Annotated in this window: 17 protein-coding genes; 10 read left to right on the top strand and 7 right to left on the bottom strand. The window is 48.5% G+C overall.

Translation table 11 applies throughout. The annotated features are described in order from the left end of the window. Positions 1 to 274 precede the first annotated feature (274 nt). The 7 genes from BLA28_RS04360 to BLA28_RS04390 all read left to right on the top strand — a co-directional run bounded on the left by BLA28_RS04360 (position 275) and on the right by BLA28_RS04390 (position 12089). Positions 275 to 2482, top strand: coding sequence for a helix-turn-helix transcriptional regulator (locus BLA28_RS04360; protein WP_071698890.1), 2208 nt, complete (start codon positions 275 to 277; stop codon positions 2480 to 2482). Between the two features lie 161 nt (positions 2483 to 2643). After that, on the top strand, positions 2644 to 4419 hold the full coding sequence (locus BLA28_RS04365) for a sensor histidine kinase (protein WP_069156131.1): 1776 nt from the start codon (positions 2644 to 2646) through the stop codon (positions 4417 to 4419). 1 nt (position 4420) lies between these two features. Beyond that, positions 4421 to 5782, top strand: coding sequence for a response regulator transcription factor (locus BLA28_RS04370; protein WP_069156132.1), 1362 nt, complete (start codon positions 4421 to 4423; stop codon positions 5780 to 5782). 186 nt (positions 5783 to 5968) lie between these two features. Continuing rightward, positions 5969 to 7753, top strand: a complete 1785-nt coding sequence (locus tag BLA28_RS04375; protein WP_069156133.1) for a type 2 periplasmic-binding domain-containing protein — start codon at positions 5969 to 5971, stop codon at positions 7751 to 7753. A gap of 129 nt (positions 7754 to 7882) precedes the next feature. After that, entirely contained in the window at positions 7883 to 8815 is a 933-nt protein-coding gene (locus tag BLA28_RS04380) for an ABC transporter permease (protein ID WP_009251510.1), read from the top strand. A gap of 14 nt (positions 8816 to 8829) precedes the next feature. After that, positions 8830 to 9720 carry a carbohydrate ABC transporter permease gene (locus tag BLA28_RS04385; RefSeq protein ID WP_009251511.1) on the top strand — a complete coding sequence of 297 codons (891 nt, stop codon included), beginning with the start codon at positions 8830 to 8832 and terminating at the stop codon, positions 9718 to 9720. Between the two features lie 56 nt (positions 9721 to 9776). Next, a complete protein-coding gene (locus tag BLA28_RS04390) occupies positions 9777 to 12089 on the top strand; it encodes a hypothetical protein (protein WP_069156134.1) in 2313 nt (770 codons plus the stop codon). A gap of 134 nt (positions 12090 to 12223) precedes the next feature. On the opposite strand, the gene BLA28_RS04395 is transcribed toward BLA28_RS04390, so the two are convergent. Next, positions 12224 to 13138 carry a GNAT family N-acetyltransferase gene (locus BLA28_RS04395; RefSeq protein WP_069156135.1) on the bottom strand — a complete coding sequence of 305 codons (915 nt, stop codon included), beginning with the start codon at positions 13136 to 13138 and terminating at the stop codon, positions 12224 to 12226. Positions 13139 to 13413: 275 nt separating this feature from the next. Here BLA28_RS04395 and BLA28_RS04400 point away from each other — a divergent pair, with 275 nt between their 5' ends. Together BLA28_RS04400 and BLA28_RS04405 are read left to right on the top strand one after the other, a co-directional pair. Next, positions 13414 to 15864, top strand: a complete 2451-nt coding sequence (locus BLA28_RS04400; protein WP_176726803.1) for a cation-translocating P-type ATPase — start codon at positions 13414 to 13416, stop codon at positions 15862 to 15864. 117 nt (positions 15865 to 15981) lie between these two features. Further along, on the top strand, positions 15982 to 16476 hold the full coding sequence (locus tag BLA28_RS04405) for an HD domain-containing protein (RefSeq protein WP_009251515.1): 495 nt from the start codon (positions 15982 to 15984) through the stop codon (positions 16474 to 16476). 160 nt (positions 16477 to 16636) lie between these two features. Here the strand turns inward: BLA28_RS04405 and BLA28_RS04410 are convergent, their stop codons facing one another. Continuing rightward, positions 16637 to 19144: a glycoside hydrolase family 95 protein gene (locus BLA28_RS04410; RefSeq protein ID WP_069156136.1), complete on the bottom strand. Its 2508-nt coding sequence runs from the start codon at positions 19142 to 19144 to the stop codon at positions 16637 to 16639. 113 nt (positions 19145 to 19257) lie between these two features. Further along, positions 19258 to 20664 (bottom strand): MATE family efflux transporter, encoded by a 1407-nt coding sequence (locus BLA28_RS04415; RefSeq protein ID WP_009251517.1) that lies wholly within the window; start codon positions 20662 to 20664, stop codon positions 19258 to 19260. Between the two features lie 221 nt (positions 20665 to 20885). Here BLA28_RS04415 and BLA28_RS04420 point away from each other — a divergent pair, with 221 nt between their 5' ends. Further along, the gene (locus BLA28_RS04420) at positions 20886 to 21803 is read left to right on the top strand and encodes a LysR family transcriptional regulator (protein WP_069156137.1); all 918 of its coding nucleotides are present in this window, start codon (positions 20886 to 20888) and stop codon (positions 21801 to 21803) included. A gap of 146 nt (positions 21804 to 21949) precedes the next feature. Here BLA28_RS04420 and BLA28_RS04425 read toward each other — a convergent pair whose 3' ends face one another. From BLA28_RS04425 to BLA28_RS04440, 4 genes are all read right to left on the bottom strand, one after another. Then, entirely contained in the window at positions 21950 to 23239 is a 1290-nt protein-coding gene (locus tag BLA28_RS04425; RefSeq protein WP_081329837.1) for an ammonium transporter, read from the bottom strand. 164 nt (positions 23240 to 23403) lie between these two features. Continuing rightward, positions 23404 to 23742, bottom strand: a complete 339-nt coding sequence (locus BLA28_RS04430) for a P-II family nitrogen regulator (RefSeq protein ID WP_009251520.1) — start codon at positions 23740 to 23742, stop codon at positions 23404 to 23406. 170 nt (positions 23743 to 23912) lie between these two features. After that, positions 23913 to 24197: a hypothetical protein gene (locus BLA28_RS04435; protein ID WP_069156138.1), complete on the bottom strand. Its 285-nt coding sequence runs from the start codon at positions 24195 to 24197 to the stop codon at positions 23913 to 23915. Positions 24198 to 24212: 15 nt separating this feature from the next. After that, positions 24213 to 25835, bottom strand: a complete 1623-nt coding sequence (locus tag BLA28_RS04440; protein WP_141702871.1) for a thioredoxin/cytochrome c biogenesis CcdA family protein — start codon at positions 25833 to 25835, stop codon at positions 24213 to 24215. Positions 25836 to 25884 lie beyond the last annotated feature (49 nt).

Below are 25884 nucleotides of genomic sequence, written 5' to 3' on the forward strand. Positions count from 1 at the left end.
TCCTTTTCTTATATCCTGTGAACTATTTTTAACCCTGTACGTACATCCATCGTTCTTAACCGGTGCGCACCTTGTCAGAACATATTTTGGTTATAACAGCTTTTTCACGGCCGGTAAATTTACAATTTTTTCCTGAGTAAACCAAATCGGATTTACCTCCGATTTTGAATGCACAATTTTTTCCGGCATATTCAATTTCTTCCCTTTCATGCATTTCCTCATATCCTTATGCTATAATTCCTTTATATCTATCTGAAGCGGGGGATAAAATCATATGCGCAAACAAATAAGGGAGCATCTGGTACACAGGAACACCGTACTTTATTCATGGATCATCTCTTACCTGATCATACTTTGCCTGCCATTCTGCATATCCAGTATATTGATGCAGCTATTAATCCAATCCGTAAGGCAGGAAACACAGGAAGCTTACCGAAATGAACTGTTGAACACCCAAATTCTGCTGGATGAAAAATTATCAGAAATGAGCCGGATGGCACTGGAATTTTCTTTAAATAAGGAAGTGGACAGGCTGGTATCCTTATCCGGCCTCTCTGCCCAGGAACATTACTCTTTTTACTTATTGCAGCAGCGTTTTCAGGACTACAGCATTTCTAACCACTATATAAGTTCCATCGCATTATATCTTCCGGATTTACAAACCTGTATTACCAACAAATCCTGTTATACCGGCACGCTTTTCCATGATTACTGCATAGAAAACCTGCCTTCGGAGGCATATCCTGAAAAATCTTTTCAGAATACCTACTATGTCCTGCCTGATTCCGGTATATTATACCTGCTTTCCCTCCCCCTTATCGCCAATTCTCCCGGCAATGCTTATCTGGCTGTCACGATGGAGCTTTCCGTCCTTGACACGCTGCCTTTCAGCATTGCCAACCACATGCTATCCATCCGTTCCGATTCCGATAACAATGAATTACTTCTTCCAACGGCTTCTAATACTTTTGACAGCGAAAAAAAGAGTTCTGTTTTATCGATAGCTTCTGATATTTCAGGCTTCACCTACAGCTTATATGTTCCGGAAAAGGAGTATGTCTCACGTTTTCAGAACACTCAATTTTTGATTTTGTTATGCAACCTTTCCAGTATGGCGATCTCCGTCCTTCTGGCATATTATTTTGCCAGGAAAAACTATAAGCCGCTTATTAAACTGCTTGCCAAAGTGGGAGCCGGAACATGTTCACAAAATGAATATAACCTGCTTGAAAACCATATTGACAATATTACCCAAAAATCCTCGGAAATAGAAAAGGAACTGACCCGGAATAAGCTCGCTCTATCCGATTATTATCTGAGAAGGTTTCTTACCAGAGCGCATACGGCGCAGGAATGGCCGGCCATACAGGCAATACCTATCGTAAAGGCCATAAATATGCAGACAAAAACTGCCGCGGTCCTTATCCTGGATCTTCAGGATTGCGGACAGCTTTTTCATGAACAGGGGGACCAGCAGGAAAACCTTTCCCTGATTCGTTTTATAATCACAAATGTTATGTCTGAACTGATACCGGATACCCTGCAGTATAAAAATATTATAGACGATAGCCTGTTCATTGCGATTTTCCACGGGGACAGTGAGGAAATTTCAGCCATTTTAGACAGTCTGAAACAGATTTTGCTGCCTCTTCTGGTTTCCTACAATGCAAGTATTCGTATTGGCGTAAGCCGCCAGCAGACAATCACCTCCGTCACTTCGCTTCCGGATTTTTATAAAGAAGCTGCCGAGGCACTGGAATACTGCAGGATTTTTAATCTTAACTGGGCAGATTATAATATCAACTGGTCCTGCGGACATCATTTTACAAAAGATTATCAGCAATTAACGGGGATTACCTACAAATTTCAAAATGCCATAGCTGTGTCTGAATTCAGCCGTGCCGCCGAATATATTGACCAGCTTTTCCTTCTTCACTTTTATCAGGGGCAGCCTCTTTCCGATGTCCGTTTGAACATGTATTCTATCATCAGTCTTTTCCGTTCCTGCCTCATGAAGCTGGATGATAAAAATTTCCCTGTTTCCGTGGAAAAACAGATGGAAGCCCTTTTAAACTGTACCACCATAGAAGAATTAAAGGATACGCTTCGTTCTAACCTGGAAAAGCTTTCCGAGGGATTGGAACAACAGACGCATACCCGTACAGCCCGGCTGATACAGCAAATATATGACTATATTGATCAGAATTATCAATGTTATGATTTAAGTGTGAACAGCATTTCCGCTGCTTTTCAGATGTCTCCGGCTTCCATCAGCAAGCTTTTTAAACGGGAAACCAACACCGGGCTTTTGGATCATATTAATCATGTCCGTGTACAGCATGCAAAAGAATTATTGCTGTCTCAGACCTACTCCGTTTCTCAGGTTACGGAATTGGTGGGCTATACCAATGTATCCTCTTTTATTCGTATTTACAAGAAATATGAAGGGATATCTCCCGGAATGGTGAAACAGCAGAATTAATGACGGCATTCCCGTTTTTATATCCAGCCCCTTACGCCGCATGACCCCCGTCATTTTCCTTCCGTTCCTATGAAAGACTTATGGGTAGAATGAAAAACGGATATATGATATACTGTAAATAAATTATGGGGTTGACCGGAATGTAAAGGGATACATATAACATGCATGATGAACGTAAGTTAAGAGGAAAGGCTTCAAAATCTTTCGCCAGACGTATAATCAAGGTCTGGATTTTTGGAGTGCTGGTTCCTCTTCTTGTGGTGGAATCGCTGATTCTGTGGCAGTTTTACAGAATCAACCACAATGATGTGGATGAGGAAATAGAAAATAATCTGAACAAAGTATCCGTCGATATGAAGGATCTCATGAACAACATGAATTCCATATCCTGGCTCCTGGAAGCCGACGGTACTGTCGGGAAGAACCTTCATCTTTATTTTGATGAGGAGGATACGATAAAAAAGGGGGATCTTCTGATTTATCTCAGAGAGCAGATCGCCAACTATGAAATTGCCAACCCCTCCATCGGAAATCTTACCTATATCTATATTCCCAGAGGCGAAACAACGCCTGTCAAGATCAACCAGACCTCTCTGGCTAACGGCGAACTGCCGGATGATACCTATTATCTGTGCAAATGGCAGAACATGAATTTTTACGGGCCGCATGAATCGAAATCCAAAGTGGCCTCTTACCCCTGTTTCTCCCTGCTGCGTTCCTATAAAATGGAACAGGAATATGGGGATATCTACATCTATCTGGAATCGGGGTACAAGTATCTGCAGAAGCTCATCCCGGGCAGCGTCATGGGTATGGATACCGTCTTTCTGATCGAATCGGAGGAGGGACGGACCATGTATTGCTCCGACAGCAGACTGGTTCCTCTTTATTCGGATCTGGATTCCTACAGAAAAGAACTGGAAGAAAAAAATCATCTCTATAAAACCTACGTCAGGACAGAGGAAGGCGGCTGGAAAATCCATCTCTGGGTTCCTGTCAGGGAATATTACCGGCAGATTTACGGGATGGCGCTCAATTTAAGTGTTGTCACCCTGCTGGCTGTTTTTGCCTGTATTCTTGTTTCTGTCCTTCAGTGGAAAAGTATCTATACCCCTTTTACCAAATTTGAAAAAAGGCTCCAGCTGATAGCATCGGACAACGATGTGGAAACGAAGGTGGAGCAGATGAACATCCAGGAATTTGATGATAATTTTGCCTTGCTCGACAAGATGAAAAGCAACATTCTCCTTCTTCTGAACCGGGTTCAGGCGGAGGGGAAAAAGAGGTCGGAGCTTGAACTCAAGGTGGTTCTGGGCAAAATAAATCCTCATTTCCTTTACAATACCCTGGATACCCTGAAATGGTATGCCGCCGGGAAAAAAGATCGGGAAATGGTTCATTTTATCACAGCTCTGAATAAGCTTCTGCTATATAATATGTCGAAAACAAGTGATACCACTCTGAAAAGTGAGCTGGATGCCGTGAGCGCCTATATTGTCCTGCAGCAGCTGAAGTATGATATCCGTTTTTCCATGGACACCGGAAAGCATCCGGAAATCCTGCAGGCCGACATGCCCCGGTTCGTGCTGCAGCCGATCGTGGAAAACGCTATCCTGCACAGCGGTTCCAATGAGGGAAATATCTGGATTGAGGTGGAGCTACTGGCAAACGGCAAAATTGCAATTCTTGTAAAAAACGACGGTACTCCGATCAATCCGGAAAAAATCAAAGAGGTCCTGGTACAGAAAAATGATATTTCTTCTAACGGAATCGGGCTTCAGTACGTGGCCCGCATGCTGGAAAACCGGTTTGGGAATGATTTTGAACTGAAAGCGGAGCGGACGGAGGACGGGGTGAATGTGGTGGAAATCCGGATTCCGTTTGAAGCGGACGAAATCAGCGGGAAACCGGATAAGTCTGAGAGGGGGTATCCGTAAAGTGATAAGGGTATTTGTTGTGGATGATGAAAAGCTGGTCCGCAGGGGAATTCTCGGATTGATTGACTGGGAAAAATATGGCATGGAGGTAGTGGGCGATTCGGGAAGCGGGGAAGAGACGCTGGAATTTCTAAGAAAAAGGGAGGTGGATCTTCTTTTCTCCGATCTGGAAATGCCCGGGCTTTCCGGGATCCCTTTTCTGCAGGAGGCCAGGCTGATCCGTCCTGACATTCAGATTGTCGTTCTTACCATGCATCAGGAATTTGAACTCATCCAGCAGGCTCTCCGGATAGGCATCCTGGATTACATCACCAAGGCCCAGATCGAGGAAGAAAATATAGATGCCCTCATGGACGGGATTAAAATCCGTTATCTGGAAACCATGCGCCATACACAGCTGGGCGAAAGAAATGTGCTCTATAACGAGGTTTATATCTGGGAAACGGATAATAAGAAGAGGTGCGAGGAGGCAGTCAAGACACTGGAAAGAAACAGGTTTCCCTTTGAATTTTTAAGTGAAACACGGCTTCTTTTTTCCGGGGAATGCAATGTCATAAGACTGAAATCCATCATCGAGGATTTCGGGCCTGAGGATTCTTCTCTTCTGGAAATCAAGCAGGTGAAGGGTATCCCCTATGACCAGCTGGCGGATACGCTGAAGGCCTCCATGGCAGATAAACTGTTTGAGGACCGCAGGCCGGGCTGCTTTACCTACGCCTATCTTTACCCCAGTCTTCTGCAGGTGCATTCCGGTGCCTCCAGAAAGGAGATCCTGGATTTGTGTCTGAAAATGGAATTTATGCTCAATGGGGAATGTTATGAAGAGGGAATGGAAAAAATCTGCCGTGCCGCGCTTTCCCCGGAGGAGCGTACGGCTGTTTTCTATCATTTCAGCCTTTACTGGTCCGATTTTTCAGGGAAGGATTTTACCCGGTATTTTGAAGAGGTAAACGGCTTCCGGTGGTGGTACCAATGGAGAGCATGGTTTGATGAAACCCGCAGCCTGGTGTTGAAACGGATTGGGGAATCGAATGCGGAAATCAGTACAATGGAAGCCATGCATAAGGCCATGAATTATATCAGGGAGCATATGGACAGGGAAATCACGCTGGAGGAGCTTCTGCATCTGACCGGGATGAGTAAAAGCCATTTCTCCAAAAACTTTAAAAAGATCACAGGAAAGACTTTTGTGACTTATCTGAATGACATGCGTATTGAATCCGCCAAAAAGTATCTGGCAGAGACCAAACAGCCCATATATTGGATTGCGAACCAGGTAGGCTATACGGACGAACACTATTTCCGAAGGATTTTCAGGGAAAGGACTGGGAAAAATCCAAAACAGTACCGTGAAAATAACTGAAATTTCACAGAAGCAAGCGTAAGAATATCAAAACTGCACAATCGTATTATCAAAAGGGGATAATTGTATTCAAAAAAATAAAAAAATACAATTATCCCGTTTTTATGCACAAAGCGCCCTTCGTTTTTATATTACATTTGATATAATTATAATCAATAAATAAACGATAAATAAGGGGGATTAAGTATGAAGAAGAAATTAATTGCAGTGCTTCTTACAGCAGCTATGGCTGTGGGATGCCTGGCAGGCTGCGGAAACAGTAAAACCACCTCCGGCGGCGCGGATACCGACAGCAAAACCGCCGATACCGAAGCTGCGGCGGATACAGGCACTGCACAGACAGATTCCGGGGAGCAGGCCAAGAGTGTGGAGGAGCTTCTGCTGGAGCCCTATGACGAACCGGTGGATATTCACATCGTACTTCAGTACAGGGAATCCGAGGATCCCAATACGCCTTCCGACTGTACGCCGGAAACATCCACGGCAGTAAAGCTTCTGAAGGAAGAAATGAATATCAATCTGATATATGACTGGATCGTGAATGCGGATCAGTATGAACAGAAATTCGGCGCTGAGCTGGCGGCCGGAAATCTTCCGGATGTCTTCATGGTAAATCCAAATGATTTTGAGGATTTATCCAATCAGGGCGGCCTTGCGGATCTGACCGAATACTATGAAAAATACCGTTGTGATGATTTGGACAATATTTTCAACTATGACGGAAACTTCATCAACGTCGCCAAAAAGGACGGAAAAATCTACGGACTGCCTATGGGCACGGATCCTGCACAGATGACCTCCCAGATGATTTACAACATGACACAGCTGGAAAGCGTGGGCATTACTTCCGCAGATCAGCTGCCGAAAACCATTGAGGAGTTTGAAGCCCTCTGCGACAAGCTGATGGAAGTGGATTATAACGGCGACGGAAAGACCGGCGGCCCTGTCATTCCTGCCTGCAAGAACTATATGGATGCACAGCTGGCAGATTTTGAGCCCTTCTTCCATGCTTATGAAACATGGGCGGACGGCTGGTATGATAAAGACGGGACTCTGCAGTATGCAGGTATCGACGAAGGGATCAAGACCACTCTGACAAAGCTGAACGAATGGTATAACAAGGGCTATTTCCAGAAGGATTTCGCCGCATATGATATCTGGGCCGCAGATTCTCCTGTTGTCAATGATATCGTAGCCGGAAAATATGCTATTGTTCCCGCTTCCTGGTGGGTTCCCAACTGGCCGCTTAATACCAATAAGGTAGAACATCCCGATTCCAACTGGGTGATCGGACCCAACCTCTCTCCTGACGGAAATCAGCCAACTATCATGGTTGACCGTTATCCGGTAAATAACTTTGTAGTGGTCGGCCGTGACTGCAAGAACCCGGAAGCCGTATTCAAGATGATGTACTGGTCCTTACAGTATACGCTGGAAAACAGCAATCCCGAAAGACAGAATGCTATGACAGAGGAAGAAAAAACAGAATGGTACAGCTACGTTTATACATGGCTTCCTTACCGCATCTACTCTCCTACCTGCTTACGGACCAATTTCGAAGTTATCAACAAGCTTGCCGAAGAAGGCAAGACGGAAATCACAGATGCGGATGCCGCTAAAAACAATGAATTCTGGGGCGCCTGGACCTCCTACCTGAATTATAAGGAAAATCCGGACGACGGCGTCGCCTGGGGGACTTATTTCAGCCGGCTCGCACCGGACGGCGGTGTCGCCAACATGATTCATACGATAGAAACCGCAGACATCATTTACGATGAGGTTTATGTGACCACACCCGCCATGGTTTCCAGAAAAGCTGAGCTTGACAAGCTGCGCAACAATACCTTCCTGAGCATGGTAATGGGCGAAACACCTGTTTCAGATTTCGACAAGTTCGTAGAACAGTGGAAGGCACAGGGCGGCGATGAAATAGCCAAAGAAGTAAATGAATGGTATCAGAATAACAAATAAACTAAAAATGCAGCCATTATAAGGAATTATGCCATATTTTATACGTAAAATATGGCATTTTCTTAAACAACGGATGGCCCGCGACGCGCGGCATCCGTTGTTTATCGGTTTGGAAAGGAGTAAAAGTCCATGGCACAGCAGAAAACAGAAGGAAAAGAGAAAAAGAAAAAAAAGAGCCTGTACAGGACGAGAGAGCTTCACATTATGCTGATACCGGCAGTACTGTTCACCACTTTTTTTGCATACCTGCCGATTTTCGGCCTGGTGATGGCATTCCAGGATTTTAAACCCCTGATGGGCTTCCGGGAATCTCCCTTCGTAGGCTTACAGCAGTTCCGGTATATTTTTACCATGCCCAGCTTCCGGACGGCTTTCGTAAATACCATGATCATTTCCTTTTTTAAGATCATTCTGAGTATTCTTGTTCCCATGATACTGTCGCTGATGTTAAATGAGGTGACGAAAAGCTGGTTTAAGCGATCGGTGCAGACCATTGTATTCATCCCCTATTTCTTTTCCTGGGCAATTCTTGCCGGCATGATACTGGAAATTTTCGCTTATGACGGTATCATCAATAATACCATGCTCCACCTTTTCGGCACGGATCCCACGGCCTTTCTGGTGAGCAACAAATATTTCCGTACCATCATTATCGGTTCCGATGTATGGAAGGGAATGGGCTATAATACGGTTCTGCTGCTGGCGGCCATCACCAATGTGGATCCCACTCTTTATGAAGCCGCCCAGGTGGACGGCGCAGGACGCTGGAAACAGGTGCTTCATGTAACACTGCCCTGCATCCTGCCGATGGTGGCAGTCCTGACCGTCCTTGGACTGGGAAATATTCTGAATGCAGGGTTTGAACAGATTCTGATCATGTATAATCCTACCGTCGAGAAAACAGTGGATATCCTGGATACCCTGGTCTACCGGCTCGGCATGACCAGCCACCAGTATTCGGCCGCGGCGGCCATGGGATTGTTCAAATCGGTGATTTCGCTGATTTTTGTGGGAACCAGCTATCTGATTCTCTATAAAAAGAGCGATTACCGCGTATTTTAAAGGGGGTGCGGCAGATGAAAATCAAGCGTTCAGGTTCTTATTATATTTATCAGGTGTTTAATACGGTGGTTCTTGCTCTCGTGGCGCTCACCTGTATTTTTCCCATACTGCATGTTCTCGCCATGTCCTTAAGCAGCAGCAATGCTGCAATGGCCGGACGTGTCACCTTCCTTCCGGTGGAGTTTTCCCTTTCCGCTTATGAGTATCTGATGAAAAAGAACGATTTCTTCCATTCCGTGGGAATAGCGGGAGGAAGAGTGGTAATAGGCACAGCCCTGAATATGATTCTGATCGTGCTGACCGCCTATCCGCTCTCCCGTTCCTCCATTCATTTCCGGGGGCGTACCTGGTATATGACCTATTTTGCCATAACCATGTTCCTTGGCGGGGGCTTGATCCCGACCTATATGGTTATTAAAAACCTGCATCTTCTGGACAGCTTCTGGGTTCTGATCCTTCCCTGCGCCATGAATATCTGGAATGTGATCATCATGATGAACTTTATAAGAGGCCTGCCGCGTGCGGTGGAGGAGGCGGCCTTTGTGGATGGGGCCAATCACTGGCAGACACTGTTCCGGGTCATTCTGCCCATGTCCAAGCCTTCCCTGGCATCCCTGCTTCTTTTTTCCATGATCGGGCATTGGAATGCGTGGTTTGACGGCATGTTCTACATGAATAATCCGAACAATTATCCTATGGCAACCTACCTGGCAACGCAGATCATCAACAATAACCAGAGCATGACGAATATGACGCCGGAGCAGCTCGCCCTGCTTTCCAGCCTCAGTGAAAAGACGGTAAGAAGCGCCCAGCTGTTCATTTCCATCATACCGATTCTGGTGGTTTATCCGTTTCTTCAGAAGTTCTTTGTGAAGGGAATTACGGTAGGTTCTGTAAAGGAATAATAGAAGGAAAAAAGAATGCGCAGTGAATATAATATCGGGGAAGAGAGGGTAAGGGTATGAGTTTTGCTGAGGTTAAGAAGGTAAATGGGAGTCCGGCCCTGGTGATTGACGGAAGGGCTTATCCTCCCATGGCTATGACAACACGTTTCCATAAGCCGGAGTATATTAAACGCCTGGGAGAATCCGGGCTGAAGGTTTTCTTTTTGATGACCAATACGGACTGGCTGCGGCCTGGAAGGGATTATACGGATGAACAGGGAATACAGCGGCATGAACCGGGCGGAATGGAGGCATTTGTCAGGAATGCGGAAACGCTGCTGGCAGAGGTGCCGGATGCCTATATCATCGTAAGAATCGGGCTTCATCCGCCGGTGGACTGGATGGAGGCCAACAGGGATGAACTGATAACCTATCAGGACGGAAGCCATGAACCGGCGATCCTGTCTTCCGAGGTACATAAGGATGAGATTCCGGGGATGTATTCCTTTGCTTCCGGGAAATGGCAGGAAGCGGCGGGAAAGGCCCTGAAGGAGTTTTGCGATAAGGTGGATTCCCTTTCGTTTGCCGATCGGGTCATCGGGTATTTCCTGGCGGCGGGCGGCACCTCGGAATGGTATCCTGTAAATGTGCTCTGTGACAGGGGGAAAAATAAATATGGGGATTTTTCACCCTCTTTCGTGAAATTTTACGGGGAATTCCTGAAGAAACGGTACGGTACGGAGGAAATGCTGAAAAAGGCCTGGAAAAAGGAGGATGCCTCTTTTGAAAAGCCGATCATTCCCAACGTGCAGGAGCAGTATTTCATTTTTATGGAAGAGGGCATCATGGATGCCATGAAGTATTATGAAAGCGCGGAGCGGATCATCGGTAAAAATATCGATATGGATGCGGAGAAAGCTGCTAACCTGGGCGTATTTTTAAATATGAAGGATTACAGATATGTGGCTGACTTTTATGATGCCTTTCATGAAGCGACGGCGGAGGCAATTATTTATTTTGCGAAGCTGTTAAAGGAGCGTTATGCCGGAAAAATCGTGGGAGCTTTTTATGGTTCCTACGGATGCACCGATTTCTTTAACAGCAGTACAGCCACCTCCACTCTTCCGATTCTGGACTCCGGTTATGTGGATTTTCTCGCGGCGCCGGGCGTTTATAATAACAGAGAGCCGGGCGGCAGCGTTGCGCAGAGAGAGATGCAGGATTCCTTCCGGCTGCGGGGTCAGATGTTTGTGGCGGAGGAGGACAGCAGAACCCATCTGGAGGACAGCTTTTACAGGGACGCCATGGGACTTTATGATGTGCGGGACAGCATCGTCACCCTGAAACGGGATTTCGCAAGAGTCCTGTGCGAGGATATCTATGCCTGGTGGTTTGACCAGCATGCGGAAGGCGGACGGTATCAGCATGAGGAGATTTATAAGCTGTTCCGAAGACAGGAGGAAATCGCGCAGTTTGCATACGGCCTCGACCGAAATAAAGAAAATGAAATCGCTTTGATTTATGATCAGGAAAGCTGTCATACCGTTTCCATGTATACGAATACGCTCATGCTGGATTATTACAGGACCTCGGATCTGCCGCGGATCGGCGCGCCGGTGGATTATTATTTTCACAACGACTGTGCACGGGAGGATATGCCGGATTACAAGCTTTATGTGATGATGAATGTTTTCCGGCTGACGGACGAGGAACGGGAAGTGATTCTCCGAAAAGCCAGAAAAAACCACGCGGTAGTGCTGTGGCTGTATGCCCCCGGCTTTATTAACCCGGATGCTGACCTTGTGATGGACAATGAAAATATAGAGCAGCTGACCGGATTTAAAACAGGACGGATCGATCATACCTGCTCGCCGAGGTTTAAAATCACCAGCCTGAAGCATCCCGCGGTAAGGTATGCGGCGGAGGATCGCCGGTATGGCTATATTGACAGGGATGTGCACTCCAATGTCTGGCTGGAAAACGTGATTCTGCCCGCCTATATGAATCCGGGGTTCTATATTGATGATCCGGAGGCCGAGATTCTGGGAACCTACTGTGAGCTGGGCCTTCCCGCCTACGGGCTGAAGGAAATGGACGGCTGGACAAGCGTATACTGTGCTCCGCAGATCCTTAGGGCTGAACTGCTGGCCTCCCTTGCGGAATATGCGGGCTGCCACCTTTTCAATAAGGATGACGATATTCTCTGTGCCAATAAGAACTTTGTGATGATCCATGCCTCATATAAAGGAACACATACTTTATATTTCAAAAATCCGTGCAGTCCCTTTGAGGTATATGAAAAGAAATATTACGGACATAACATAACGAGACTTGAGCTTGAAATGCGTTTGGGGGATACGCTTATGTTCTCCCTTTGCGGTGAATGCTGAGTTTATACATAAGGATATCTCCCGGATTTTTTCTCAGGCAGCGGGCAGCGTTTTGTGCCATACACGAAATGCCGCCCGCCGCTTTTCCTCCGCCGGTCTCAAAATTTTACGCCGCTCTCAAAAACAGGATGAGCTTACCGGCCTATAACCGCCACAGGACACCCGAAATACCAATACTCCGTCGCTTCCCGGAAACCGCAGCTTTCATACAGATGCAGGGCGTTCTTGTTTTCCGCCTCCACACACAGGGACACCTCTCCCTTCTTATCTGCCGCTATTTTTACAGACTCCCTCAGCAGCTGTCCTCCCAGCCCCTTTCCCCGGAAATCCGCCGCCACACATAATCCGAATATCATGGCCCGTTCCCCGCTGGTATCCACACAGCAGCAGCCTGTACATCTTCCCTGCGTCTCTATAACAAACAGCATTGTATCACTGCTCTGATAAGAGCTTTCCACATAACGCCTTGCCATTTCAGGCGTATCGCCGAACGCCTCGGCCTGAATCTCAGTCATTATGTCCAGATCACCCTTCTGAGCCTGTCTGACCACCGAAGGACTTCCGCTGTCTTTTGCAGCTTCCTCTTTTTCCCGCCAGATCATCAGATATTCCTTCCTTATAAGCACTGCCCCATATTTTTTCAGGATATCTCCCGCAGCCGGGTACGCTTTTTCTGTTTTAAATTCCAGTTCACTGTAGCCAAAAAACCGGATATACTCCAGAGCCGTATGAAAAAGAGCATGAAAAACCCCTTTCCCCCTCTGTTCAGGAAGTACATAGGCAGATATTTCCGCCATTTTTTCCTGATCTCCATATATGATGAGAATCCCGGCAAGCCCCAACTCCGTGCTCCCGTTTTCCACATAAGCCCGGAAAAAACAGGGCATTTCCGGATATACGTTAAATTCATTAGTCAGAAACAGCTCATTGCAGGTGCCGTCGGCCCTGTTGCAGACAGCTGCCAACCGTGAAATCTGTTCTTTTTCTTCTTTGTCCAAAACATTGCTTCTGCGGATCACTATGTTTCCCACCTGTATACTTTTTTCCATTTATGTAATTTTCCTCCTGTTTCCCCAAATATCCATTATCAAAAAGCCGTACTATAATATCTTATTTTATCTATTCTAGCATTCCTGTGTTATACAAACAAGAAATTTCAGCATTAAGTGTTAAAGCTTTATTAATGATTCCTTAAATTCCCATAAAATCAGACAAAAGTGGTAAAATGTATATAGGAAGCCTGATTTTTTCGCGTTATAATAACGGAAAATACGAAGGATTCTCTTGACAGCTCCAGGAAGCAGCCAGAAAAGGAACGGTGCCTATGAAACATATCCAAATGCCTGATATACGAAAAAAACATCAAAATGAAAAAGAGGAGCTCATACCCCGGCCGGAAATCCCGGCCCGGGAAATCGATCCTGCCGTCGGCCTGTCCGCCGATGAGGTGCAGGCGCGTCTGGAAAATGGTTATGGAAACATAAGCAATTCCTCTCCTACCAAAACAGTCGGACAGATTGTAAAATCCAATACCCTTACCTTCTTCAACCTGGTATTTGTCATATTGGCCGTCTGCCTGATCGCAGTGGGGTCTTATTCCAACCTGCTTTTCCTTATCATCGCCGCCGCCAATACCTTTATCGGCATCTTTCAGGAAATCCGTTCCAAGAAGGCAATCGACCGGCTCACCCTTCTTGCGGAACAGAAGGTTCCCTGTATCAGGGACGGTACGCGGGAGGAAATCCCTTCCTCGGAGCTTGTGCGGGATGATATCGTGGAATTCGAAAACGGAAGCCAGATCTGTGCGGATGCCGTTGTCCTTTTGGGGCAGGTTACTGTAAATGAGTCTCTGCTTACAGGGGAAACGGATGCCATTCCCAAGCTGCCCGGCGATGATTTGAAATCCGGCAGCTTTATAAGCGGCGGCCATTGTACCGCCCGTCTCACCCATGTCGGCGCCGATTCCTATGCGTCCCGGCTTGCGGAAGAGGCCAAAAGTGATGTAAAGCTCGCCAAATCTGAAATGATGCGTTCCCTGGACCGCCTGATCCGCGTGATCGGCATCCTTCTTGTGCCTGTGGGAATCTGCCTTTTCCTCACCCAGCACCAGATGGGCCTCACCGTAAAAGGCGCTGTGGAAGCGACTGTGGCGGCCCTTATCGGCATGATCCCCGAGGGCCTGTATCTTCTTACCAGTATCGCAATTGCCGTTGGCGTCCTGCGTCTTTCCCGCCGCAAGGTTCTTGTCAGGGATATGAACTGTGTGGAAATCCTGGCGCGCGTGGATACCCTCTGTGTGGATAAAACGGGAACCATCACAGAACCCGGAATGGATGTGGACAAGCTTGTTCTTTTGGATGAAGAGAATTTCCCGGAAGAGGCTGTCATGGAAATGCTGGCGGCTTTCTATGATAATATGGATGCGGACAATGACACCGGTGCCGCCCTTGCCGCTTGTTTTAAAAATGATTCCGACTGGGAGGCCCGGGAATTTTATCCCTTTACTTCCGAAACAAAATGGAGCGGCATCACCTTTGCGGAACACGGCAGCTTTCTTATCGGCGCGCCGGAATTCATTATGGGCTCACGTATAAAGGAGCTGAAAAAGAAAATACGTCCCTGGGCGGAGCAGGGGATGCGTGTGCTGCTCGCCGCCTCTTATGAGGGGGAACCGGATACAGGCGGCCTTACAGAAGATCAGATCCACCCCATGGCCCTGATTCTCATTACGAACCGGCTGCGGAACGAGGCTGCGGAAACCTTCCGGTATTTCAGGGAGCAGGGTGTTTCTATCCGTGTCATTTCCGGCGACAATCCCGAAACAGTGTCCCGGGTTGCCATACAGGCCGGCATAGAAGGCGCCGACCAGTTCGTGGATGCTTCCACCTTAAAATCGGACAGCAGCCTGGAAGCCGCTGCCGAAAAATACAAGGTCTTCGGCCGTGTCACTCCGGAACAGAAATGCCGGCTGATCCGAGCCATGCAGAAAAACGGCCATACCGTTGCCATGACCGGCGACGGCGTGAATGATGTGCTGGCGCTGAAGGAAGCCGACTGCGGCATCGCCATGGCTTCCGGCAGCCAGGCCGCCTGTCAGATCGCCCAGCTTGTGCTGCTGAATTCCGATTTCCAGTCCATGCCGGCAATCGTAGGCGAAGGACGAAGAGTCATAAACAACATCCAGCGGGCCGCTTCCCTGTTCCTGGTAAAAAATATTTTCTCCCTGCTGCTTTCGCTGGTCAGTCTGTTTGCGGGCTTCCCTTATCCCCTTCTGCCCCTGCAGCTGTCCCTTATCGGCTCCCTGACCATCGGGATCCCGTCCTTCTTCCTTGCACTGGAGCCCAATAACAGCCGGGTGGAGGGTCATTTCCTCAGCAACGTTTTCTACAAGGCTCTCCCCGGAGGGCTGACAAACCTTGTGCTGGTGCTCGGAGTGGAGCTTTTTACCTATGCTTTTGCCTTTCCGCTGGATCAGCTGTATACCATATCAGCCATCACCGTGCTTTTTGTGGGCCTTTTAGTCCTGTACCAGGTATGCAGGCCCTTTGACTGGAAAAGGCGGGTTATCTGGGGCAGCATGACCGCAGCCGCCCTCGTATGCCTCGTCTTTTTCGGAAACCTTTTCAGCCTGACGCCGCTGACCCTGCAGACCGCCCTGGTGCTCGCCGTTTTCCTGCTTCTCGCCCAGCCGGTCATGCATACGGCCCTTTGGCTTTTCGAACAGGGCAGCCGCCTTTTCCGAAGATTCTTCGGGAATGAAGAGGCAGGCGTATAAATGAGCCGTAATTCATAAATTTGTGAAAAGAATCTTACATCTTTCTTAAAGTTATTGATACCCTTTGGGAATTGCGCCATAATATAAATAGAAAGACAAAGAAAGGACGTGTTGCCAATGGACATTACATTGTCGGAAGATATCGATCCGGAGTATCTTGAGGATGTCTCTGACATCCTCACAAACAGAGAGTTTCTGGCCTTGAACTGCTTCAAGCATCACTATGCAACAACAAGGCTGATGCACAGCATGAATGTTTCCTATATTTCATGGCTGCTGGCAAAGAAATTGGGCTGTGACGCCAAAGCGGCGGCAAGAGCCGGACTGCTTCACGATTTCTTTTTGTATGATCCGAAGCAGGGACGGCCTTCCAGGGAGCTGCAGGCTTTCTGCCATCCCAAGGTAGCTGCGGCAAACAGCAAGGCGACCTTCGATATCACCGAAAAAGAAAAAGAAGCCATACTGTCTCATATGTTTCCTCTGGGCCCTCTTCCCAAAACCCAGGAAGCCTGGATCATTACCGGTGCGGATAAGCTCTGTGCCTGTGTGGAGGTTTTCCATATCGGCATCGCACTGACCCGCAGCGGACGTGTTGTTGTGAGTGCGGCTTAGCTGGCATTGTTAATTTCATAAAGAGTGCCGGGGAGGGCGTTTTAGATAACGCCGGACTCCCGGGCAGAAAACAGGACCGCCCGGAAGGGATTTTCCCTCCGTGCGGCCCTGTTCTTTTTTTATCTGTCTGTTCTACAGCGGGACAGCATTGTCTTCCTTCTTATATTTGGTACTCCCGTCCGGCAATCTCTTCCCCGGAAAATTCCAGCACATAGGTTTCTCCCTGCCTGGCTTCCCATTCTGCCATTCCATCCGCCGCCTCCCAGGTATTTCCGGATCCCTTCACCCGGAGCAGCCCGCGGGCTTTTATGCGGCAGGCTCCGTTCATCTGCGCTTTTATTTCCGCTCCGGTCAGTCTTCCCCGTTTCCAGGAAGCCGATACCACAAAGCCGCCTCTGGCGCACATTCCGCGGAAGGAACCGTCTATCCAGTCCACCGGTACGGCAGGAAGAAGTTCGATAAAGCCCTGATGACTCTGCAGAAGCATCTCTGCCACTCCGGCTCCCAGGCCGAAAATTGCATCGATCTGCTGGCTGCCTTCCGTCAGCATGCCCGCGCCCAGATTCTCACCGGTACTTTTCAGGATATGCCCGCATTCCAGCGGATTTTTAAACCGGGCCATCAGGGAAATCTTCCAGGATCCCGGCCAGCCTCCCTGTCTTTTCGCATGAAGGAGCCTTCTTTCCAGGCTTCGGCGTGCTGCCTCAAACAGTTCCGGCGTTCCGGTTTCTGTAATCAGACCTCCCGGATAAACGGGATACATATGAGAGGTATGGGACATTCCGGGAGTACACTCCTCGTAATCCTCGTACCATTCCTGCAGCTGTCCGAACCGGCCTGTGCGGTAGGGCGGAAATTTTTTCATTGATTCCAGCGCCTGTACGGGCACCGGATCATCACTGATGTCCAGAATTTGCGCCGCCCGTGCCACATTGGAGAAAAGCTCCCGCAGAATACTCATATCCATGGTAGATCCTATCGTAACTGCGCTGATGCAGGGATGATTGGGTGAACATCTGCTCTCCTTCGCCACCTCGTCAATCAGTTCGATCACGGTCTCCTCACCGCTGGTGAGGAACTTATTTTCCGGGGAAAGGGAAGGCGCCGTCACCAGATAGCCGTCCTTATTCTCCACCAGGAAATCCAGCATGAATGCGGCGGCCTCCCGCAGTACCGGATACATTTTTCTTAAAAATTCCCTGTCCTGCGTAAATTCATAGTGGGTCCAGATATGCTCGCACATCCATGCGCCGCCAAACGGCCACCAGCTCCAGGAGGCATCCTCACAGCTGGGCTCCGTGGAACGCCACAGATCTGCATTGTGGTGGGCCACCCAGCCGTTCATATGATAGTATTCCTTTGCTGTCTGCTTACCGGAATCTGCCAGCTCCGTGAGCAAATCCATCATGGGAAGATGGCACTCCGGAAGTCCCAGCACCTCACAGGGCCAGTAATTCATCTCTACATTGATATTGTTGGTATAATTGCTGGACCAGGGCGGATTGGGCGTATCATTCCATATCCCCTGCAGATTCAGGGCCTGGCTGCCCGGCCTGGAGCCTGCAATGGTCAGATACCGGGAATATTGCAGCATCAGCGCCGCCAGGGACGGGTCATCCACCCCTTCTCCACAGAAATGAAGCCTCTGTGTTGTAGGAAGGTTTCCGGACAGCTCCGTTCCCAAGTCCAGATCCACCCGGTTATAAAGCGCCTGGTAATCCGTCACATGATCTTTTCTGGCTCCTTCATAATCCCGTCCCGCCTTCTGCAGGCCGTCAAGCCCTTTCCGCAACTCTTCCAGCACCTTTCCTGCATCCCGGTCCCTGGGAACCCGGAAGCCTGCATAGCTGGTCCCGGCGCGGACAGCGAGCAGCGCATAACTCGCCCCGTTCACGTATACCCTCGCCCCGTCGGAAGCCACCGTGCCGTCAGTGGAAATCACCCTTACACAGCATGCGAACCTGAGGGCATCCGAGCTTTCCGGATCCTTATAGATAAAGCGGGGAGCCACCGCCGTATAGCTCGGCTCCGCATGATCCGGAGCTATTCCGGTCAAAAAAGCCTCTCCATCCTCTGCCCCGTTTATATAATGAAGGGAAGAGTCCACACCAAAGGCGAAATCCAGCACCTTATCACGGCCTTCCCCTTCTTTCGGCTCGGCCGTACAGTAGACATAAGCCGTTCTGTCCGGATAGCTGACAAAATATTCCCTCCGGTATCGAATCCCGTCCCGGATCCAGGAAACCGTCTCCGCCGCATCACTCAAGCTCAGGCAGCGCCGGTAATCCTCAATATCTCCCGGCTGAGGCTCTATCACCATCTTCAGGGGCATATTCCGGCGGTTATCGGCCTGCCCCATGGTTATATGAAGGCTGGCTAACGGAAGATAGGTTTCCAACCAGCGCCCCTCCATATCATTATTAATGATAGTATTGGCTTCCTTCCCTTTTCCTTCCAGGGCAAGCCTTCTTGCTTCCATAAAACAGCCATAATGCTGTGGGTTCAGGTAAAATCCTTCGCTTCCCGACCAGAGGGTATCCTCATTGATATATACCTCCTCCAGTACCGGATCTCCCATAACCGACATGCCGAGGCTTCCGTTTCCCAGATAATGAGCGTCCCAGAACTGTTCTGCGGGCTGTTTTTCCCATAAATAATAATCCTTCATCCCCTTATTTCCCCTTTCTTTGCCGAAGCAGTTATCCTATCTTGTTTTTAACACATTTCAGGGAAAACGTACAGAAACAATTCTTCACATAAGGGGACAATTCTTCAGATGTTTTATTCTTCCGGATACAGAAATGCGCTCTCTGACTCCCGTTCCATGTCCGCTTCCTCCATCTGCTCCTCCCTTGCGGTGAAAGAACCGGTCTTCCACACACCCTTTTTATAGAAGAAAAGGGATAAAGCCATGGCTATCGTCCAGCCGATAGGCCATGACAGCCAGATGCCCATCGTTCCGAATCTTACCGACAGCAGGAACGCCAGTATCACACGCAGAAATAGATCCGTAAACGTCGCTATCATAAAGGACTTCATGGCTCCCGCCCCGCGCAGGACCCCGTCCGCCATCAGCTTCAGGGAAATCACAAAATAGAAGGGCGACACAATCCGCAAAAACTGTGTTCCCGTTTCCATGGCTATGGTGCTTCCCTCATTCATAAACAGAGACAGCATGGCATGGCTTCCGAAAAAGAACGCCGCAAAAAAGGGAACGGTAATAATTAAAGCCAGCTTTACCGAGGCTCTGAATCCCTGTTCAACCCTTTCCTGTTTCCCCGCCCCCAGGTTCTGTGCGGCAAAGCTGCTGGTACCGTTGCCCAGAGTCGTCAGACTGGTAATGGCGAATGTATTCAGCTTAACTGCCGCCGAATAGCCGGCGATAACGGAAGAACCAAAGGAATTGATCAAACCCTGGATAAAAATGTTGCCGATGGATATAAAGCTCTGCTGCAAAATACTGGGAACGGCAATCCTGCTGATTTTCCCCAGCATATTCCAGGAAAAGACCTCCGCTTTTTCCTCCGTATGTATGGAAGCCAGCCTTTTTTTCAGGGTGATGAGCGCCAGCACACAGGCAATTCCCTGGGCGAGGAAGGTCGCCCAGGCCACACCTGCCACGCCCCAGTGAAAGACCGCCACAAAAAGCATATCCAGAAATATATTTCCGATGGAGGAACCGATCAGAAAATACAGCGGCGTTTTGGAATCTCCCAGAGAGGTGAAAATTCCGGTAGCCACATTATACAGAAAAAGGAAAACAAACCCGCCTATGTAAATCCGCAGATACAAATCACCATCCGCAAATATATTATCGGGAGTATTAATCATGATCATCAGCCCCCTGCTCCCCGCCAGGCCCACAGCCGTAAGCACTGCGGACAGCGTCAGTGAGGCAAGAAGCGTCGTGGAAACCGCCGTTTTCATTTCTTTATACCATTTCGCACCGAAATACTGGGAAATCAGCACCGAACAGCCTATATTGCTTCCCACGGCAATCGCCATGAAAATCATCGTAATCGGGTAGGATGCCCCTACCGCCGCCAATGCGTCCTCTCCCGCAAATTTCCCCGCAATTACACTGTCCGCAATATTATACAGCTGCTGGAAAATCACACTGACAAACATAGGTATGGAAAATCTCCATAATACGCTCTGTGGTTTCCCTGCCGTCAAATCCTTATTCATCCCGTTTCCTCCGTTTATTTGTGATCTGATTCCATTCCATTTGCCCTTAAGGCCGTTTTGTATTATACTACTTTCCATAAGATAAATAAAATCAATATTTTCTATTCATTACATAGATTTTATCTATATATCCTGTCATATAATTCCTGCGGCGATGGATAAAAGAACCGCTTTTATCCGTACTCGTCCGCAGCTGAGAGGAACAGAAAGGAAAACCTGCCATGGGCGTCAGCTTTGATTCTTACAAAACCTTCTATTACGTTGCCAAATTCAGAAGCTTTACGGAGGCTGCCAGGGCGCTTTACGTCACACAGCCCACCGTCACCCATGCCATTCAGATGCTGGAAAAAGAACTGGACTGCATCCTTTTCCAGCGTTCCCGCAAGGGCGTATCCCTGACTCCGGAAGCGGCGATGCTGTATGAACACGTGAAAGCCGCCTGTGAACACATCTTTGAAGCGGAAAACGCCCTGAAGGCAAAAAAGGAACTGCTGGAGGGCCAGATACGGATCGGAGCAGGGGAAACCACGCTGCATTTTTTTCTGCTTCCCTATCTGAAGCAGTTTAAAACCTTATATCCCGGTGTGAAAATCAAGGTAAACAATACCAGCACTCCCGCCTCCCTTTCCGCCCTGCGCGCGGGGCATATCGACTTTGCCATATTGGTCATGCGCCCGGACTATAAAGGGGCCTTTCTTCCGAGAGACCGCTTCTCCGTCACAAGGCTGGCCGGCTTCCAGGATATTTTCATTGCAGGGAATGATTTTTCAGAGCTTTCCGGACATAGTGTCACTCCCCCGGAGCTGGCAGATTATCCCCTAATCTGTATGGAACCGGGAACCGTTACCAGACAGTATCTGGATGATTTTTTCCTGCCCTATCATCTTACCATAAGCCCGGATATTGAACTGGCCACCACGGATTTAATCACCCCCATGGCTGTCAATAACCTGGGAGTCGGTTTCGTCCCCCGCCCCTTTGCGGAAAGTGCGCTGAAGGAAGGAAAGGTATTTGAAATCGAACTGACTGAAAGCATTCCCGAAAGAGAAATCTGTGTTATATCAAGGACCGACACTCCCATATCCCTGGCCGGAAATGCCTTTCTGCATTTATTTTCTGAATGTCCCCAAAAAGAATAGAGGCTGCCATATCCCTTTCTGAAATCCGGGAAACAGCGCAGGACAGAAAAATCCCCGGGTGGTGGAAGCACCCGGGGATTTCCGTCCGCCCGAATTGGCGGACTCGTATATACTAAAACTAAGGGATTAAGATGAACGCAAATTTATTATCTGTCATCGTGCAGCCGGAAGTTCGCATAAGCGCTCATGCCGTGCTCATGCATATCCAGACCGTCGATTTCCTCCTCTGCGGATACCCGCAGCCCAATGGTTTTATTCAATATTGTAAACAGGATGAAAGCGCATACCCCAACATATGCCATAACAGATACTACTCCAAGAACCTGGATTCCGAAAAACTGCAGACGGCTCATTCCCCAGTCCGCCAATACGGATCCTTTCACAAACACGCCGGTGAGGATCGTCCCCATCGCGCCGCAGCCGCAGTGGACAGCAACCGCACCAACCGGGTCATCCACCTTCAGGACCTTATCCAGAAGCTCTACAATGATGACTACGATAAAGCCTGCAATAAGGCCGATGGCCATAGCCGCATAAGGGGAAACCACATCGCAGCCGGCGGTAATGGCAACAAGACCCGCCAGAGTTCCGTTCAGTGTCATGGAAACATCAGGCTTGCCATAGCGGAACCAGGTTATGAAAAGCACCGTGACCGTAGCCACTACTGCAGCCAGGTTAGTGGTCATGGCGATATCACCCAGATTGGTAGCCGCACCAGTGGTAGAACCGCAGTTGAAGCCAAACCAGCAGAACCAGAGAATGAATACACCCAAAGCGCCTATAACGATGTTATGGCCCGGAATAGCCTGAGGCTTTTTATTCTTATCAAACTTACCGATACGGGGACCGACAATGGCAGCGCCCACAAAGGCACATACACCGCCTACCATATGAACTGCTGTGGAACCGGCAAAATCATGGAAGCCGATACCGGAAAGCCATCCGTCCGACCAGATCCAGTGACCGGTTACCGGATAAATGAAAATAGAAATAGCCGCGCTGTAAATCAGATATGTTGAAAATTTTGTTCTTTCAGCCATGGCCCCCGAAACAATCGTGGCTGCCGTAGCACAGAATACTGTATGGAAAATCATAAATACGCCGATGGGAAGCCCATGGAACATGCCATCCGCATCTGCCAGACCATATGTACTGAAAAATCCGGTTGTTCCTATAAATCCTCCAGCATCCTTACCGAACATAATTGCAAAACCGATGATAAAGAAAAAGATACTTCCCAATACGAAATCCATCAGGTTTTTCATGGTTATATTTCCGGCGTTCTTCGCTCTCGTAAATCCGGTTTCAACCAGTGCAAACCCTGCCTGCATAAAAAATACCAGAAACGCGCCAAGACAGGTCCATACAATATTAAGCAGCAATTCCACCGCGGCCTCCGAACTCATGCCGCCCGCAATCAGATCAGATAAATACATAACATTTCCTCCTCTTTTCACAGCATCCGGAAAGATGCTTTCCCTCACTGTTTCATAAAAAAAGGAGATAATAAAGAGTTTGACCCTTTGTTATCTCCTTCGATAAACTTATTTTTCATAATATTCTTTTTATGCATTTCCTTACTGTCTCTCCCGGCCAGCCTTTACAGGGCTTCTTTTCCCCGCTCGCCGGTACGGATTCTTACTGCATCCGCCACATCATATACGAAGATTTTCCCGTCGCCGATATTACCGGTGTTTATTTCCTTCACGATTTTATCGATCAGCTTATCCGCATTTTCCTTCGCCACAACAGTTTCCACCTTGATTTTGGGAAGAAGGTTCACTCTGTACTCGGCTCCGCGGTATTTCTTAACAATGCCCTTCTGATTGCCGTAACCCATAATATTCACTATATTAAGGCCGTTTACCTCTTCCGTATCCAGAACCTCTTTCAAATCCTCCAGCTTTTCGGGCTTAATAATGATTTCCAGCTTTTTCATACGCTTTCCCTCCTTGAGAAACAGACTTATGACGTCATTTCTGAAAAACAAAAAAGACGTCTTAACCGGATAATGGTTAAAACGCCTTTGTTTGAACTCTATTATACACACCTCATAATGATTGTCAAATGTTTTTTCTCATTTTTTTTATATTTTCTTAACATCCAGTCTCAGATGTATTCCGTGTAATCTACTCCCGGAAGGTCTGCATAGCGGTTCCAAAGCTCCCAGTTTTCCTGCGCCACGGCCTCCTCCAATTCGGCGATGAGCCTTACCCGCACCGCGCTGCGGTGGATGAAGCAGGGATTGGGATCATTAAAAAACTCATCGCTTTTGCTCAGAATAATTTCTTCCTTCAAAGGCAAATCCGTCATTGTCCCCCGGTAGACCTCTTCTCCCTTCAGGCAGACGCGGATCACCTTCTCTTTTTCTTTTTCCTTCTTTTTCCCAAACACAGTCCGGTACCTCCCTTATATCAGCATATACAGCGAAAACAGGGCAAACGCCAGAAACAGAACCGCATACAGCAGCTTCACCGCAGGCATCCGCTGCAGGCTTTTCTCCGAAAGGGCAAAAACGCTCTTCCCTCCTGCCACAAGAATGATAATGAGCAGCGCCGGAATACACATGGCTGCAATATATAGACAGAATACGAAAAAGGGAACTCCTTCTCCGGGAGCCGACTGTACCCACTGAAGTATGGACGCCAGATAAATCTGCCCGGTGCAGAAAAATTCGCCCAGAGCAATCACAACACTTCCCCCGAATACAGCGAGGAACAAAAGCTTCCCCATACTCGGACGCACGGCAGCCTGCATCATTTTCTCATTCCATCTGCGCAGCGCCCTGGGAAGCTGCATCCTGACTCTGCCGAAATTCCCTTTTTTCACCTGGACAAAGTCCCACAGATTGCCAAAAGCCGCGCCCAGGCAGAAAATAAGCAGCAGTACATTCAGTATATTTCTGGCCGTTCCGAAGGCATCCATGGGAATGGAAGACGCAGCGGCAGCAACCGCCATTCCCAGCCCCAGATATGCCAGGAATTTCCCCGCAAGATAGCATAGCCCGTACCGCAGAAAACGTCCTCCTGCTGCCGCAAGCAGCGACAGGAACAAGAGCGTCATAGAAAGCGCACAGGGATTCAGACCGTTCAGGAACCCGGTGACCACCACCGTGCCTATGGAGGCAATTCCCGCAAATTTATTTTTTCCCGCCTCACTGTCCACAGGTATTTCCGGGTTATAATCGGCGCCGATCCCTTCCCCCGCCTTCATCAAAGCCTCAAGCCCGCTTCGGATTTCTTTTTCCCCGGACAGATACCTGTTCCCTATGAAAAGAAACGGAACCTTCTGCAAAGCTACGGGCACCTGCCGGGCTTCATACAGCTGCAGCAGATAAACGGCATTCTCCTCTTCCATCACGGAAAGCTCCTGTATATTCACAGAGCAGGCTCCCTTCTCTGTCTCCATCTCCGTCGGCAGCTCCTTCAGAAAAGCCTTCACTTTATCACAGCTGCTGCAGCTTTCGGTGGTAAACAGAAGGATATTCATACTGTCCTTCTCTCCCTCCGTAGCGGCGAACAGCCCGTCCCGTCCCGCTTTTTCCTCCGGATTCCCTCCGGCCTCTTCCGAGCTGCCCTTTTCTCCGGCTCCGCTGCTCTCCGTATCCCTTCCCGCAGCCTCCGCCAGACAGTCATAAAGCTCCTCCTCTATCCGTGTATATCCGGAAACCCACCGGTTCCCTATAATGACCATGGGAAAGGACAGATCCTCATCAGGAATTCCCAGCTCATCCGCCAGCCGTTCCAGCTTTTGCTTTCCGTCCGTCCGGAAAGCATAGTATTCCTCTGTCTGATAATGAATGGGATTCTCCCTGCCCTCCATCACCTTCTCTGCCAGCTCCCTGATTTTCTGCCCCTCATGGCAGGATTCGCAGGGATTGTTATGGAAAAAATAAATCGTTACTCTTTCCTGCTGCGACTCCGTCTCCTGCGCCTCACTCTCCCCGGCCTTACTCCCGCATCCTGCTGCCAGGAAAAGCCCCATAACCAGCAATAATATACCTATTAATTTCCCCACCCTGTTTTTCATCATTTCTCCCCATATTTCTTCCGTAAAATCACTTATAAAGCGATTATAACTT

This window comes from Eisenbergiella tayi, assembly GCF_001881565.1.
Lineage (GTDB): Bacteria > Bacillota > Clostridia > Lachnospirales > Lachnospiraceae > Eisenbergiella > Eisenbergiella tayi.

Bases quoted from the DNA above. Each gene is read 5' to 3' on its own strand.
- BLA28_RS04360 (WP_071698890.1), top strand. From the start codon at position 275: ATGCGCAAACAAATAAGGGAGCATCTGGTACACAGGAACACCGTACTT.
- BLA28_RS04365 (WP_069156131.1), top strand. From the start codon at position 2,644: ATGCATGATGAACGTAAGTTAAGAGGAAAGGCTTCAAAATCTTTCGCC.
- BLA28_RS04375 (WP_069156133.1), top strand. From the start codon at position 5,969: ATGAAGAAGAAATTAATTGCAGTGCTTCTTACAGCAGCTATGGCTGTG.
- BLA28_RS04380 (WP_009251510.1), top strand. From the start codon at position 7,883: ATGGCACAGCAGAAAACAGAAGGAAAAGAGAAAAAGAAAAAAAAGAGC.
- BLA28_RS04385 (WP_009251511.1), top strand. From the start codon at position 8,830: ATGAAAATCAAGCGTTCAGGTTCTTATTATATTTATCAGGTGTTTAAT.
- BLA28_RS04390 (WP_069156134.1), top strand. From the start codon at position 9,777: ATGAGTTTTGCTGAGGTTAAGAAGGTAAATGGGAGTCCGGCCCTGGTG.
- BLA28_RS04395 (WP_069156135.1), bottom strand. From the start codon at position 13,138: ATGGAAAAAAGTATACAGGTGGGAAACATAGTGATCCGCAGAAGCAAT.
- BLA28_RS04400 (WP_176726803.1), top strand. From the start codon at position 13,414: ATGAAACATATCCAAATGCCTGATATACGAAAAAAACATCAAAATGAA.
- BLA28_RS04405 (WP_009251515.1), top strand. From the start codon at position 15,982: ATGGACATTACATTGTCGGAAGATATCGATCCGGAGTATCTTGAGGAT.
- BLA28_RS04410 (WP_069156136.1), bottom strand. From the start codon at position 19,144: ATGAAGGATTATTATTTATGGGAAAAACAGCCCGCAGAACAGTTCTGG.
- BLA28_RS04415 (WP_009251517.1), bottom strand. From the start codon at position 20,664: ATGAATAAGGATTTGACGGCAGGGAAACCACAGAGCGTATTATGGAGA.
- BLA28_RS04420 (WP_069156137.1), top strand. From the start codon at position 20,886: ATGGGCGTCAGCTTTGATTCTTACAAAACCTTCTATTACGTTGCCAAA.
- BLA28_RS04425 (WP_081329837.1), bottom strand. From the start codon at position 23,239: ATGTATTTATCTGATCTGATTGCGGGCGGCATGAGTTCGGAGGCCGCG.
- BLA28_RS04430 (WP_009251520.1), bottom strand. From the start codon at position 23,742: ATGAAAAAGCTGGAAATCATTATTAAGCCCGAAAAGCTGGAGGATTTG.
- BLA28_RS04440 (WP_141702871.1), bottom strand. From the start codon at position 25,835: ATGATGAAAAACAGGGTGGGGAAATTAATAGGTATATTATTGCTGGTT.